This is a genomic window from Candidatus Binatia bacterium (genome assembly GCA_029243485.1).
GTDB lineage: Bacteria > Desulfobacterota > Binatia > UBA12015 > UBA12015 > VGTG01.
Genome location: JAQWRY010000088.1, coordinates 234713 through 248546 on the forward strand (window position 1 = coordinate 234713; position 13834 = coordinate 248546).

11 protein-coding genes are annotated in these 13834 nt (G+C 65.1%); 1 reads left to right on the forward strand and 10 read right to left on the reverse strand.

Features of this window, described 5'->3' with window-relative positions; translation table 11 throughout:
- Positions 1–52 precede the first annotated feature (52 nt).
- Positions 53–2878 (forward strand): O-antigen ligase family protein, encoded by a 2826-nt coding sequence (locus tag P8R42_29490; protein ID MDG2308734.1) that lies wholly within the window; start codon positions 53–55, stop codon positions 2876–2878.
- A gap of 4 nt (positions 2879–2882) precedes the next feature.
- Here the strand turns inward: P8R42_29490 and wzy are convergent, their stop codons facing one another.
- Genes wzy through P8R42_29540 form a run of 10 tightly spaced genes read right to left on the reverse strand, consistent with a single transcriptional unit; the run spans position 2883 to position 13830 of the window.
- Positions 2883–4322, reverse strand: coding sequence for an O-antigen polysaccharide polymerase Wzy (wzy, locus tag P8R42_29495; GenBank protein MDG2308735.1), 1440 nt, complete (start codon positions 4320–4322; stop codon positions 2883–2885).
- Between the two features lie 35 nt (positions 4323–4357).
- Complete coding sequence (locus P8R42_29500) at positions 4358–5548, reverse strand: glycosyltransferase family 4 protein (GenBank protein ID MDG2308736.1); 1191 nt, start codon at positions 5546–5548, stop codon at positions 4358–4360.
- 21 nt (positions 5549–5569) lie between these two features.
- A complete protein-coding gene (locus P8R42_29505; GenBank protein ID MDG2308737.1) occupies positions 5570–6334 on the reverse strand; it encodes a CDP-alcohol phosphatidyltransferase family protein in 765 nt (254 codons plus the stop codon).
- The gene (locus P8R42_29510; protein ID MDG2308738.1) at positions 6331–7323 is read right to left on the reverse strand and encodes a pyruvate kinase; all 993 of its coding nucleotides are present in this window, start codon (positions 7321–7323) and stop codon (positions 6331–6333) included. The genes P8R42_29505 and P8R42_29510 overlap by 4 nt, the downstream gene beginning before the upstream one ends.
- 1 nt (position 7324) lies before the next feature.
- On the reverse strand, positions 7325–8566 hold the full coding sequence (locus P8R42_29515) for a glycosyltransferase family 4 protein (GenBank protein ID MDG2308739.1): 1242 nt from the start codon (positions 8564–8566) through the stop codon (positions 7325–7327).
- A complete protein-coding gene (locus P8R42_29520; GenBank protein ID MDG2308740.1) occupies positions 8566–9639 on the reverse strand; it encodes an SGNH/GDSL hydrolase family protein in 1074 nt (357 codons plus the stop codon). The genes P8R42_29515 and P8R42_29520 overlap by 1 nt, the downstream gene beginning before the upstream one ends.
- Positions 9636–10976: a hypothetical protein gene (locus tag P8R42_29525; GenBank protein ID MDG2308741.1), complete on the reverse strand. Its 1341-nt coding sequence runs from the start codon at positions 10974–10976 to the stop codon at positions 9636–9638. The genes P8R42_29520 and P8R42_29525 overlap by 4 nt, the downstream gene beginning before the upstream one ends.
- Positions 10973–11719: a sugar transferase gene (locus P8R42_29530; protein MDG2308742.1), complete on the reverse strand. Its 747-nt coding sequence runs from the start codon at positions 11717–11719 to the stop codon at positions 10973–10975. Before P8R42_29530 ends, P8R42_29525 begins: the two co-directional genes overlap by 4 nt.
- 12 nt (positions 11720–11731) lie before the next feature.
- Complete coding sequence (locus P8R42_29535; GenBank protein ID MDG2308743.1) at positions 11732–12697, reverse strand: transketolase C-terminal domain-containing protein; 966 nt, start codon at positions 12695–12697, stop codon at positions 11732–11734.
- Positions 12694–13830 (reverse strand): thiamine pyrophosphate-dependent dehydrogenase E1 component subunit alpha, encoded by a 1137-nt coding sequence (locus tag P8R42_29540; protein ID MDG2308744.1) that lies wholly within the window; start codon positions 13828–13830, stop codon positions 12694–12696. Before P8R42_29540 ends, P8R42_29535 begins: the two co-directional genes overlap by 4 nt.
- Between the last annotated feature and the right edge of the window lie 4 nt (positions 13831–13834).

The window sequence follows — 13834 nt, forward strand, 5'->3', positions numbered from 1 at the left end:
AGGCGGACTCAGGCGCGAGGTTTTGGCCCCCGCCAGCCGACATCACCAGCACGTGCGCCGCCAGCAGGTAGGCCATTGGTGCGACCGGGCCATCATCGCGGGCCTTGGGTTCGTCATCGTCTTCGGGCCTTTTGCGTTCGGTGCCATCCATCCGTGGGCCTACGGGTTGTTGGAGGTCGTTGCGGCGCTCCTGGTTCTCGTCTGGGTTGGGAAGCTCGAGTTCTGGGGCACGCCGAGTGAGAAGCTTCCGACCGTTCCCCGCGAGATCTGGATCCCGGTCGCAGGCTTCTTGAGCATTGCGGTCTTACAGGTCGTCCCGCTGCCTCCGGGCGTTCTTCGGGTCATCTCGCCCGCGACCTACGAGATGTATGCCACCGCCCTTCCCGGATGGCCGGACAAGGCTCCGTACGAGGAGGTCGTGCGGGACCTGATCGCGCGAGATGACCTGGGCGTTCAGGCTGCGGCTCTGAGCCGGCCCGTCTCGTTGCCCACCGCCCGTGATGTGGAACGCTTCGGGCTGGACTCGATCGTGCCCGATGCCTGGGGCCGCCTCCCGGGCGAGCCACTGCTCGAGCACAACGAACGGAGCCAGCTCGAACGTTGGGTCGACCGCGACCACAACGGGTTTGCGAGTTCCTGGCGGACTCTGTCGATCGATCCGGCACGGACGGCTGCGGAGCTCCTCAAGATTCTGACGTACCTGGCGCTTTTCTCGGTCGTGAGCTTCTATCCGCTCGCTCGCGGTTCGCGCGAAGACACGCGGTTTCAACGCCGACTCCTCCGCATCCTGGCGTTCACCGCGATCGCCGTTGCTGCGGTCGGCCTTCTGCAGCGTTTCGCGTGGAACGGTCGGATCCTCTGGGTTTTCGTGCCGTGGGATTGGGGTGTGCCGCGGCCGACCAGTCCACAGACGAGTGGGCCCTTCGTCAGTCGGAACAACTTCGGTGGCTATTTGGCGCTGACGTTGCCGCTGGTTCTCGTTCCCTTCCTGACCCCCAGTCGGATGGACCTGCGGGGACGACGGACGTGGACGAGGGTGCTCTTCGGCGCGGGCGCGGCTCTGACGGCGGCCGCTCTGTTGTTCAGCCTCTCGCGCGGAGCGTGGGTCGCGTCGGCCGTGAGCATCGGAGTGCTTCTGCTCGGGCTGTCCCGCCGGTTGGCGCCTGAGCAGCTTCCGAGATTCCTGCGCTCCAAGCGAGCCGGTGCCGCGGCGGCGTGCGCCTGTGCGGCGGCAATTCTGTTTCTGATTCTCGTCCCGACGGGTGGGTCGGAGCTGGGCAGTGATATCGACCGGAGGCTTGAACAGAGCGTGACCAACTCGGTGAGCTGGGATTCCCGAGCGGCGTTTTGGCTCGATTCCCTTCCGATGATCGGCGACTTCGCGGCTTTCGGAGTCGGGCTGGGTTCTTGGGGTGCGATCTTCCCGAGGTACGACGGGTCCTTCTTCTTCGGAACGCAGGCCCGCCGCGCCCACAATGACTACGTGCAGCTTCTTTCCGAGACGGGGATCCTCGGGGCGCTGCTCTTGCTCGGGGCGTGCGTCGCCATTGGCGTCCGGTTGCACCGCGCGACGCGGGAACGCTCTGAGGATGCGCTCGCGCCGGGGCTCGCGATCGGTGCCGGACTGGTGGCTCTCGCGATTCACGAGTTCGTAGACTTCGACCTGCAGATGCCGGGAATCGCGGTCACGGCGACGGTGCTGTTGGGCCTCGGCCTGCGGGGGAGTTGGCGCGGCGTGGCCCGTGAGGGGGCTTGGGCCCGGTTGCCGGCTGTTCTCGCGCTCGCGTCGATCGTCTATCTCGGCGCCGTCCTGATGCAGCCCGCGCTGCGTCCGTACACTCCGGTCTCTCCCGGGGTCGTCGCGGCTCTGCGGGCGATCGATCGCCGCCCAACGGAATCGCCCGCGCACCTCGCGCTGGGTGTCGAACTCGCAGAGGTCGGGCCCGGGCTCGCTCGCCCAGCGCTCGACGCCGCGGTCGAGCTGAATCCGAACAGCCCCGGGCCACGGGATGCACGCGCCGTCGTCGTCGCTCAGCTCGGTGAGGAGGAACAGGCCCTGCGGGACATCGAGGAGTCGATGTTCCGCGCGCCCGCCCGATCACAACACCCGCTGTTCCTCTCGACTGCGGTCGCGTGGCTACCGCTCGAGAGCCGCACCGCGGCCGAGCGGGGACTGAAGCGTGCGGTCGATGGTGCCGGGTACCGAGCAGCCATGGCTTTGGCCGGCTTCTACTCCGGCGTTCATGACCGAAAGGCTGCGGCGGTTGCGTGGGAACAGGCCGCCGAGCTCTCGCCCAAACGGCCCTACGCGGCGACGATGCTGCGATTGGCGGGGCTGGAACTGACCCGTGCCGGTGAGTGGGGTGGTGCCGAGGAACTGCTCGAGCGTTCGATCGACCTGGATCCCGGCGCGTTTCCCGCTCGGGCTCTCTTGATCTCACAGGTTCTCGCCCGTCGGCCCGATCTGAGTGAGGCGCGGGCACAGGTGCAAGAGGGCATTGAAGCCGGTGCCGACTCGTACGAGCTCGATCTGGCGCTCGCAGAAGCGGCTCGAGGAGTTGGAGACGCGCAGGTCGAACGGTCGGTCCTCGAGGCGGCCGCAGCGCAGAGGCCGAATGACGTTCGTGGTCACTATCGACTCGGGCTTTCGTACTACCGAGCGAAGCTCTGGGACAAGGCGGCGCGATCGATGGACCTCGCCACGCGAGCAGCGCCGGACTACGGGCCCGCCTGGTTCTATCTCGGGCTCACGTCCGAGAACGCCTATCGTTTCGATGCGGCGGAGAGAGCCTTCAAGCGAGCGCTCGTCGCGGACCCGGAGGACGACGGCTACCGCCGACACTACGACCGGTTCCTGGTCCGCCTGAAGAACGGATGAGCGCTCAGCCGCGCGACGGGCTCTGGTTGTGCATCAGTGGCCGGCCCGTACGGGCCGGGGACAGCAGGTACGCCAACAGTTGCGCAAGCAGCACAGCCACCAGGACGTGTTTCATCCCCTGTGAGAGAACGACCGTGGTCGTCTGGCGAATCGCGTAGACCGCAATGGGGATCAGGTTCAGGTAGAAGGCGAAGCCGATCAGGGAGGTGCTCGACAGGAGGAGCAGCCACCGCGATGCGCGTCCAACGAGCCACATGAGTACGATTACGCCGATCCAGCCGCCATCGATCCAACCTTGGCCGACCAGGGTGAAGCCGGCTCCACCGCCCCGTCGGTAGAGGGCAGGGTAGAAGGTCTGCGAGAACCAGGAAGCCAGGTTCCTGGTCTCATGTGCTGCGCGATCGGTGATGACGCCAACGGAGATCGCATCCATGCTGTCGCCGAGTGTCCCCAACCCGAAGCGGTAGGGATAGTCGGACGGGACATGCTGAACGAGTTGGGCGAGATTCTCTCCGGCGGTTCGGAACTCTCCACCCAATGCGGCGGCGATCATCGCCTTCCCGGAGGACCGGGTGTTCAGGCGGTCGTACACGCCGGACTGCACGCCGCGCCCGTCGAGGAAGTAGCTACGGAACTCGCCCGCGGAGGTGATCGCTACCGCGCCCGCGAGAGTGAGGGAGACCAACATGAGCGGGCGGATCTGTCGGATCGTCGAGGAGTAGAGGATCAGGGCCGTCAGCACGAGGCGAGCGATCAGGTCGCGCTCGCCGAGGACGAGAAGACCGCCGATCGACAACACGGCGTAGACCGCGAGGACTCCGATGGGAAAGGGCCGGCCCTCGGCAATCCGGCTCAGCGCGAACAGCGTGAAGAAGGTGTTTCCGAAGGTGTACAGAAAGTCGAGCTTCCAGACCCACGACCCGACCACGTTCTTCGCCATTTTCCCGACGAGGCCGGAGTCGGCTACGCCCAGGATCGAGAGCACGATCAGCACGGAAGTGATCGCGAGCAGGACTCCGGCGGCCGTGCTGAGGTTGGGCGTCATCGGGAACGTCCGCGTGTTCAGCGCGAATCGCTTCGGGCCGGCGCCGAGCGCGAACGCCGCCAGACCGACGTACTCGATTTGAAGAGCTTGCGTGTGGGGAAGCGGGCGATCGTAAACCCCCATGAGGTAGAGGATCGGTGCCGAGACGGAATACAGAAGGAAGGCACCGCTGAACCACGTGAGGGGGTGTCGAAGCTCGTAGTCGACCAGGCCGGCCAAGCCGGCAGCCAAGGAGGACAGGGCGAGCGTTCCGAACACGATCGACTGGGGAGCCGGGGTCACGAAGGAAATGCCGAGAAGGGCCACCGACAGCATCAGCGCGGGCTGAGCGGCGAGGCTGGCGAGCGAGGCGACCTTGGGTGAGGCCCTGTGCTGCTTGGTTGCTGCGACCGGCGTCATACTCTCCGTTCCCGCTCCATTCGACGTCGTTCCGCTCAGGCCGAGTGGCCGCTGGCAGCCGCCTGTCGCGGAGCCAGGCCGTAGAGCTGCGTCATGACCTGAGTCATCACGAGTTCGTCTGCAAACTCCCGCCGAGCTTTCTCTCTGGATCGGATCCCCTGGTTGCGGCGCAGGAACGGATCGAAAGCGAGCGTCCGAACCGCCGTAGAGAACTTGTCGGTGTCCTCAATGGGGACGAGGAAGCCGTTCTCACCCTCCTCGACGACCTGGCGGCACCCGACATGGTCTGTCGTGACGATGGGTTTCCCCATGGCCAGGCCCTCGATGAGCACGAGTGGACATCCCTCGCGGTAGAACGACGGTAGGGTGACGATGTCGGCGAGCGCGATCAGCTCGCGCACGTCACTGCGGAAGCCCACGTGCGTCAGGTTGTTCCCGGCATTCTGTTCCAGGTATTCCGGTGGCACTGCATCGGGGCTCTCCGGCTCCATGGGGCCGACCAGGAGAAAGTGGGTCGGGATTCCCCAGTCCCTCGCGAGCTTGCCCGTCTCGACGAACTGCCGGACCCCCTTCGGCCAGACGACCCGCGCGACCATCATGAGAACGATCACGCAGGACTCTGGGATGTCGAATTCGGATCGGAGCCGCGCTGTTGCGTCGGGGCCGACTTCGTCGGGCGAATAGCGTTGGATGTTTACGCCTTCGCCCTTCGTCAGGAGAGCGCGGTCGCGTGACACGACCTTGAGGTCGACGAACAGTTCGAGGTCATCCGGGTTTGCAAACCAGACGCCGTCGTAGGTTCGTCCCGCAAGTCGGTAGAGCGCGACGGCCACTTGTCGTTGGATTCGTTGGCCGAGGCCACCTCCGCTTTGGAAGGCGAAGCCCAGGCCGCAGACGAGCGCCACGACCCGCGGGGCGCCGGCGAGCTTTGCAGCGATCGCACCGAAGGTGTTCGGCTTGATGGACATCGTGTGGACGATGTCGGGCTGTTCCCTCTTCACGAGCGTGTAGATGTCCCGGCACAGTTTCAGGTCCGCCGCCGGGCTCGTGAATCGATACATGGGCAGCGGGATGTGGCGCGCTCCGAGCTCGGTGATGTGGGAGATGTAGTCTCCGGTCGGGCAGGCCACGGCGACGTCGACCCCGCGTGCGACGAGTTCTCTGATGAGATTCCCGCGTAGCTTCCACGCCGAGAAGTCCTCATTGATGATGATGATCGCCTTCATGGGATACGGAGCCCGGCTTTCCTAGAGATAGTCATGACGTTCACGGAGGCTGCGGAAGACCTGTGCCGTGGCTCCGGCAAGCATCGCGGCATAGACCAGAAAGTAGAAGAGAATGAACCACTCGAGCTTCCCGAGGAGCACGGCGGCGAAGAAGACGATGAGGAAGTAGCCCCCGATGTTCTCGAGGTCGCGGACAAGGCCGAGACCTCGAGAAATGATCGAGCCGTCGGGCGCGACGTCCTCCGTGACGGGATCCGTCCCGAACCGCACTTGTACGATTCGTTGCGTCAGCCGCATGAGGATCGCGGCGACCGAGCTGTACGCGCCCAAGATCAAGGAGTAGGCCGGATCATAGTCGAACCGGATGTTCGCAGACTCGAGCGCCGCGGTGACGGAGCCTTCCGGATGGAGATAGAGCCCCAGCCCGACACTGATGCAGAAGAATGCGATCAGGAAAATGCCTGCGAGGTGGTCGACGAAGCCGCCGTAGTTGCTCCGAATGCCGAGGGTTCGCGCCATGGTTCCGTCGGTCACGTCCAACGTCTGCCAGATAAGAAGAAGAATGGCGGCAGGTACGCGCGCACTCGCGGGCCCGAGCGCCAGCAGCCCGCAGCAGAACAAGGCCAGGGCGAAGTTGAAGAAGTTGAGCTGGATGGGCCGGAGCCCGAGGCGGAGACCCACCCACGCACAGTACGGCCCCAACGGCCGAATCGTGCGGAGGAAGAACCCGTGGTCCTTGAGGCTCGCGTTCGCCGCGCGGATCTCCGCGACCGACGGATGGCTCATTGCGCGGCGCTGATGGCTCTCGGCTCGGTGCGCGAGCACTTCTCGTAGATGCCGCGCATGATCTTGACGCACTCCACCGGATAGCGGCCGATCGCCGTTTCTTCGGAGAGCTGCAGGCCTTGCACGTTCTTCCGAATCGAGGCGTGGATGTCGTTCACCTCGGCGATCAGCGGCGTCGGCTGTTTCACCATCGTGTGGAGGAACTGCGTCGCCAGGAGGATTCCACGGTCGCGCATGAGCGCCTCGCGAATGATGTGGTCCTGAACCAGTGGGACGTTCTGAACCCCGACCTCGGCGGCCAGGTCCCCTCGGTCGATCAAGATCGGATCCGACACGTCGAGGATCTCGGACAGGTTCTCGACGGCCAACTGGGTCTCGACCTTCGTTACGAGTCCGACCGAGGAGCCCTCCAAGCACTCGAGGCAGCCTCGCACATCATCGGCGGTATGGACGAAGGACAAGGCGAGGAGGTCGACATCAGTCTTCTTTGCGAGATCGATGATCGCGTGGTCCTGCTCCAGCAAGGCCGGAACGTTGGCCGTCCCGTTGATGACGTGGAGCCCCTTGTTGTTCTCGAGCACTCCCTCGCTGTGCGAGATGAACGTGACCCGGTCCGGCAGCTTTTCGGCGACCTCGAACCGGAAGAGTCCGTCGTTGGCCAGGATCTCCTGGCCCTTCTGCAACATCTGCAGGAACGGGGCGTAGTTCACCTGGTGGGAGTAGAGGTGGAACTTGCCCTTCTGTCGAAGGACGATCGGATCGACCAGATCGCGGGTACGAACCTTCCGTCCCGGTAGATCGATCATGATCTTGATGTTCCGGCCCGCGATTCGGCGGATGTCCGCGATCATGGGCTTCAGGGTTTCGATTGAGCAGTGCGCACCGTTCAGGCGAGCGATCGTGGCGCCCTCTTGGATGAGCTCCGGTAGGACGTTCTCGTTCAGTATCCTGCTGCTAATCGTCGCAATGATGTCGAAATCTCTCTTCATCTCAGCATCCCTCCGTTCCATGGTTTCGGGTTCGTTCCCAGAGCCTCTCGAGGCCCGCGATGTTTCGCTGTATGTCGAAGCGCGCTCGCGCGACTGTCCGGCCGCGGGCGCCAAATTGCTCTCTCTGGTTTCGGTTCTGACCCATGAGGCTGATCGCGGACGCGAGACCGTTCGCATCCCCCGGTGCTACGAGGAGGCCGGTCTCTCCGTGCGCGACGATCTCTGCAGTGCCCCCGACCGTGGTGGCGACCACGGGCTTGCCGAGCGCCATCCCCTCCATCACGCTCTTCGGAACTCCCTCGCTGAGGGACGGAAGAACGAGGAGGTCCATCACCGAGGCGATCGCGTGTGCGTCACGTCGCCATCCGAGGAAATGGACGTTCGTCACACCGAGTTCACGGATGCGATCTTCGAGCTCGGCCTGATGCGTGCTGTAGGCCGAAACTCCGGAATCGCCGACGAGGTACAGGTGGGTGTCCGGTAGCACGGCTTGTACGCGGGCCATCGCGTCGATGAGGTGCGTGAGCCCTTTCAGGGGGTAGATCTGGCCCACGTAGACCACGTTGAAGGACTCGGGCGTGAGGCCGATCTCCTGCTCGAGCTCGCTGTGGTCTCGCTTTGCCGCGGTCTCGATCTCTTCGAGGTCGATGCCGTTCGCGAGAATTCGGATCTTCTCGTGGTGGCTCTCGACCAGATCCGGGTACTTGAGCCGCTTGTTCGTCTCGGTCTGATAGACGATCGTCCGAGCCAGCGAGAAGCCGAGTCGGTCCAGTGCCGGGCTCTCAAGGTCGCCCTTGATGTACCAGACACACGGCCGGCCGGTCAGCTTCGCGGCCGGTCCTATGGTGAGGAGCGACCGAAGGTTGTTGCAGTGGAGCAGGTCGGCGGATTCCTTCTTGATCACGGCGGCGAGCTTCGCGGTGTAGCGAAGAAGCGAGAGCCCGGTGAGCGCGTGCTGCGCGGGGCCGCCACCGGTCAGCATGCCTCCGTACTGTCGAAGTCTCTCCGGGGCGGGGACGACGATGCAACGGCCGCCGAGTTCGCGAATCCGGTCGAGGAACTCGTCTTCGAATGGGGTGACGAGGACCGGCTCGTAACGCTCGCGGTCCACGTGCTGAAACAGGGTGATGAGGTATCGCGTGTTCCCGTACACCTTGAAGAAGTAGGGCTCGAAGATCAGCACCTTCAGCTTCTTCGCAGGCGGGGCGGTCGCCGCGGCGCCTAGCTGCCGTGCGGCTTGCATCAGGACTGCGCTCCCGCGAGTCGCCGTTCGCGCAGCCACCCGACCAGCTGTTCTCCGGCCAGGCGATGCCCCGATGCGTTCGGGTGCACGTAGTCGAGCGACCCGCCGAACTCGCGGAAGTAGAGTCCCTGCGCGGAGTTTTCGCGGAAGATCGGCGTGAAGTCGAGGAACGCTACGTTTCGTTCTTGCGCCCATTTCGCGAGCAGGGCTTGGGGTCGGGCCTCGAGTACTCGCTCGGACATGTCGTACCCGTAGGTGTCGCGGTACAGCTCGAGGAGGTCCTGCGAGAGCTGCATCTCATACGGGAACACGACGAAGCCGACGCGGGCTCCCATCGCTTCCGCCTGCGCGATGATGTCGTCCAGTACGGTCTGCGTGTACGCCCACGCGGACTCGAACGCTTGCCCTTTGGTTTCGAGCCCATCGAGGAAATACTTGTGGCGCACGGAGCGATCGAGGACTCCGGTGCGATACAGGGAGTCCCGAGACCGTTCGATGAGCAGGAAGTAGAGGTGCGACCGAACCCGAAGCTGTTGGTGCGCCTCCGCGAGCAGCGCATACAGGTACTCCCGCGTGGTGGGTATGTACGTAGGGCGCTCGAAGTCATTCAGGGTGAGCCCGATCAGAACGAGGTCCGGGGAGAAGGGGACGGCCTCGTCGCGCATCATCTCGAGGTAGCCGCTCGGTTCGTCGCCGCCCTGGCTGAACACCAAGACCTCGAAGTCCTGAGCAGACTCCTCGCGTGCGTTGAGCTCTCGTTCGACGATTTTTCCGTAGGATTCCGCCATGAGAACGCCCGTGCCGAACTCGATCGAGTCCCCGATGAGTGCGATACGATAGGTGTCGGCGGGCTTGCTTCTCGGGTACTCGGAGTCGCGGTGGCCGGTCGAGTTGTATCGGATCGGAACGCCCCACTTCTCGATCTCGGAACCGGGTGCGGGGTTCTTTTCGTAGGTGAAGTAGTCGATGGGCTGCGGAGCGACGACGCGCACCACGACTTCGAGGAGAACGACTGTCAAGGCGATCGACAGGCCGGCCAGTGCCAGCTTCGCGAGCAGAGGTCGCCGGCTCATCGTGTCGCCTCCGCGGTCGCGGTGGGCGCGGCTTCTCGAACGAGCCAGAGAGCGGCGCCGACGGTTCCAACGGCCAGCACGGCCAGACCGATGACGAGAGCCTGCAGGGCCAGAACCTCCGGTGCCGCGCTCCCGGTTTGCAGGACGACGGCTACGACGATGAGGGCGGCCACGACGTTCACACTGCTGACGGGGATTCTGGACAAGCCGTCCAGCGAGCCCTGGAGTGCGAGGAAGAGGGCGAAGGGTACGATGCCGACCGCCGTGTACGCGAGTGCCGTTTCGATGGCGGTCGACTCCATCCCGAGCCACCAGCGAACCGCCAGTGCAGCGAATTCGAATGCGATCACAGAGGCGATGAACCCTCCGACGATGATCCCGCCGATTTGGAGCCACAACAGTGAGCGCATGTCTGCGCCCTTGCCGGTCCGTGTGAGGGAGGCGGCACGCGGCAGCATGACGACCGACACAGGAGACAGTGCGGTGCTCACGAGATTCAGCATCGTGACGGCGAACGCGGCGGCGCCCCCGCCGCTCAGGTCGCCGCCCCGTGTGGCCCACCAGCCGGGCATGAGGAGCAGGATCGAAAACCCGATCGAGCCCGGCAGCCGCGAGAGTCCGAAACGCAGATGGGCGGCGGCCTGTGGGCCCGACCACAGCTGCAGCAGCGTGCCACGTCCACCGCGAAGGGTCCGGGCAATTCCTATGAGGGCGGTGAGGCTGAGAAGCCCGCCGGCGGCGGAGAACACGAGCGCCATGTCCGCGCCGGGCAGGAAGAGGCACGCGAGGGGGACCAAGCCCGTCAGGCCGAGTGAGAGCGCGCCCACGATCTCGAATTTCTCCTGCCCCTTCCAGAAGGCGATCCACAGGTAGGTGAGCGCCATCCCGAAGGCGTAAAGGGTCGTTGGCAACGCCAAGTGGGCGAGTTTCGCGTCGCCGAAGAGTAGGGTCGCTACGACGTCGGGGACCGTCGCCGCGATCGCGACTGTGAAGAGCCCGATGCCGAGGACGGGGACAGCGGCCGAAAAGAGGACGCGGCGGATTTCGTCGAGCTCATGAACCGCTCGGCGCCGCGCAACTTCGCGTGTCAGGCTGGTCGGCACGCCGAGCATTGCGAGCAAGCAGACGGGGCCGGTTGCCCGACGGGCGAGGCTGTATTCGAAGAAGCCCACGTCGGAGAAGTTCTCCGCGACGACGCGGTAGCTGAGGAAGATGGTCGCGGCGACGAGCTGCGTGGCGATCGTCGTGATGAGGAGCGACCGCTTCAGGCCCTCCTGTGGCGCAGGCGGAGGGAGCTCGGCCTGGGTTGTCGCCTGTCGAGTGGCCGCGGCGTTCATGAGGCGTCCGCGAGCTGCCGCGTCTCGACCACTTCCGTGGCACCCGGTGGCGGGAACGGGCGGAGCTCGTCGTCGCGTTTCGCGATGCGGATCAGCTCCGGAGCGGCTCCAAGGCTCGACAGCACCTGGCCCACGCCTGCGAGGGCCTGCTCACGGCCGATGAGCGCGAGTGCCGTCAGGAGCACGATCTGGGCGTCGAGCGCGAGCGAGGAATGCTCGACGTAGAGAAGGCCGAGTCGGCTCTTCCAGGGACGGATCACCTGGTTGTATTTGAGGTCGGGGTCGTCGGCTCCGTCGAGGATGTCTCCTTCGTCGGCGAATACGATCGATGCCAGGTCCGTGATGCCCGGGCGGACTTCGAGGAGGCGTCGCTCCTCTTCGGTGTACAGCGCGACTTCACTCGCGACGTTCGGCCGCGGCCCGACGAGGGACATCTGCCCAACGAGCACGTTCAGGAACTGAGGGAGTTCGTCGAGCTTGAAGCGGCGGATCATGCCGCCGGTTCGCGTAATCCTGCTGTCGGATGCACCGGTCGAATCGACGCCGGACTTGTCGGCGTCGACGACCATCGAGCGGAACTTGAGGAGAGGGAAGGGGCGGCCGCGAAGGCCGACGCGGTTCGCCACGTAAAAGGGCGAGTGGCGGTCCTCGAGAAAGATCAGCGCCGCGACGACGACCATCAACGGCATCGTGATGGCAGTAGCGACGAGGGCTACGAGTGTGTCAGTCGCGCGCTTCAGCATTCCAACGGACGATCAGTGGCCCAACAGCCCCTGTGCGCGGCCTACGACGTCGTCGACGTCGGAGTAGTAGGCAGACTCGAGAGCGCCACTCGTCGGCGCGGGTGCGGGCGGAAGACAGAGTCGGGCTGCCGAGCCCAAGACACCTTCTTCAGCGCAGCGTGCGATCACCTCGGAGGCAATTCCGCAGGCGCCCCAATCTCCGTCGACGACAAGGAGGCGTTTCGTCTTGGCTACCGATTCGAGCACGGTGTCCATCTCGAGCGGGTTGAGCACTCGGAGGTCGACGACGTCGCTCTGGATGCCTCGCTCGGCGAGCTTCTCGGCCGCCTGGCGACATTGGTGGGCCGTGTAGCTGTATCCGACCAGCGTAACGTCGCTGCCTTCTCGGGTTCGACGCGCACCTTGTTCCGCCAGGGGTGTCTCATCGACCGGTCCGAGGTCCTCGTCGAGCTCGTACAGCCAGCGATCGTCGAGATAGATCACCGGGTCGTCGCACTGCGTCGCCGCGACGAGAAGATCTCGAGCGTCCTTGGCGGTGCTCGGCATGACCACGCGCAGCCCGGGGATGTGGGCGAACCAGGAAGCGAGCGACTGCGAGTGCTGGGCACCCTGCTCGCCTCCGCGATTGATGATCGCGCGAACGACGAGCGGCGCGGGCGCGTCGCCGCCAAACATGTGGTTCCACTTCGCCGCCTGGTTCACGATCTGGTCCAGGGCGAGGATCGCGAAGTCCACCCGGGGGTGGATCACGATCGGCCGGTAGCCGGAGATTGCGGCGCCGAGCGCGGCGCCGGTGCACGCGGCCTCGGACACGGGAGTGTCGATGACACGCTCGACTCCGTAGTCGACCTCGAGCTGGGCCATCGAATCACCGACGTACCAGGGGCTCCAGAGTCCCTGGCCGATGGTGAACACCTTGTCGTCGGTGGACAGAAGGTGCGCGAAGCCCTCGCGGATCGCATGTGCGTAGGTCGTCACGAGTTGGCTCCCTTGCGGCTGTCTTTCGCAGACCACACGCGGGCCAGGAGCTCGCCTTCGGCCGGGTGGGGTGCTTTCGAGGCGCGCTGCCAGCTGGCAGCGACGCGCTGTCTGGTTTCGTTACAGATCCTGTCGAGGTCGGACGGTTTGAGTCGGTCTGCGGCCACCATCGCGCTGGCGAGGCGACGGATCGGATCGCGTCGCTTCCAGAGCGTGACGTCACCGCCGCGTCGCACTCCGACGTCGAGATCCTCGCGGTAACCCACGTGACCCCGCCAGCGGTACGTGACGAGTTCGAGGTAGACCGGTTGATTGGTTCGCGCGAGCTCGAAGGCTTCCGCAGAGACGCGCTTGACCTCGGCGAGGTCGTTGCCGTCGACGCGGAACCAGGTGATGCCGTGAGCCTCGGCAAATCGGCAGGTCGAGTCCGCCGGCTGCCGTGCGTGGATGTGGAGATGGCTCGAAAAGAAGTTGTTCTCGCAGACGAAGAGGAGGGGCAGGCCCATCACCGAGGCGAGGTTGAGCGTCTCGTGGACGACCCCTTCCTCTGTCGCGCCGTCGCCGAAGTAGGAGATCGCGACGGAGCCGCGGCCGTCCATCTTCGCCGCGAGGGCGGAGCCGGAGGCGATCGGGACGGTGGCCGCGACGATGGGCACGGTTCCGTAGAGCCCGTTTTCGACGTCGCGCAGGTGCATCGATCCGCCCATGCCGTGCGAGCAACCCGACTCACGGCCGTGGATCTCGTCGAAGAGCGCGTCGAGATCGCAGCCGAGTGAGAGGTAGTGCGCATGGGAGCGGTGAGCGCCGAAGACGCGGTCGTCTTTCTTCACGTTCAGCGCGACACCCATCGCCGTTGCCTCTTGGCCGATGGCGAGGTGGCATGGGCAGCGGATCGAGCCGTCCTTCACGCCGTCCGCCACCTGCTCCTCGGCGGCGCGAATCAAGATCATTCGTTCGAGTGCGAGCTGGGCTTCCTCTCGCGTCAGGAGCGAAAGGTCGCAGGGCTCGTTTCCGTACTCGGGATCCGCGAGTGCGCCAAGCGAGTCCGGGTCTGAAGACTCCGGCAGACCTTTCGCGCGTTTCGCGCCCAGTCGCGCCAGTTCCTCTGCGGGAGATGACATTCCGTCGTGCATAGTT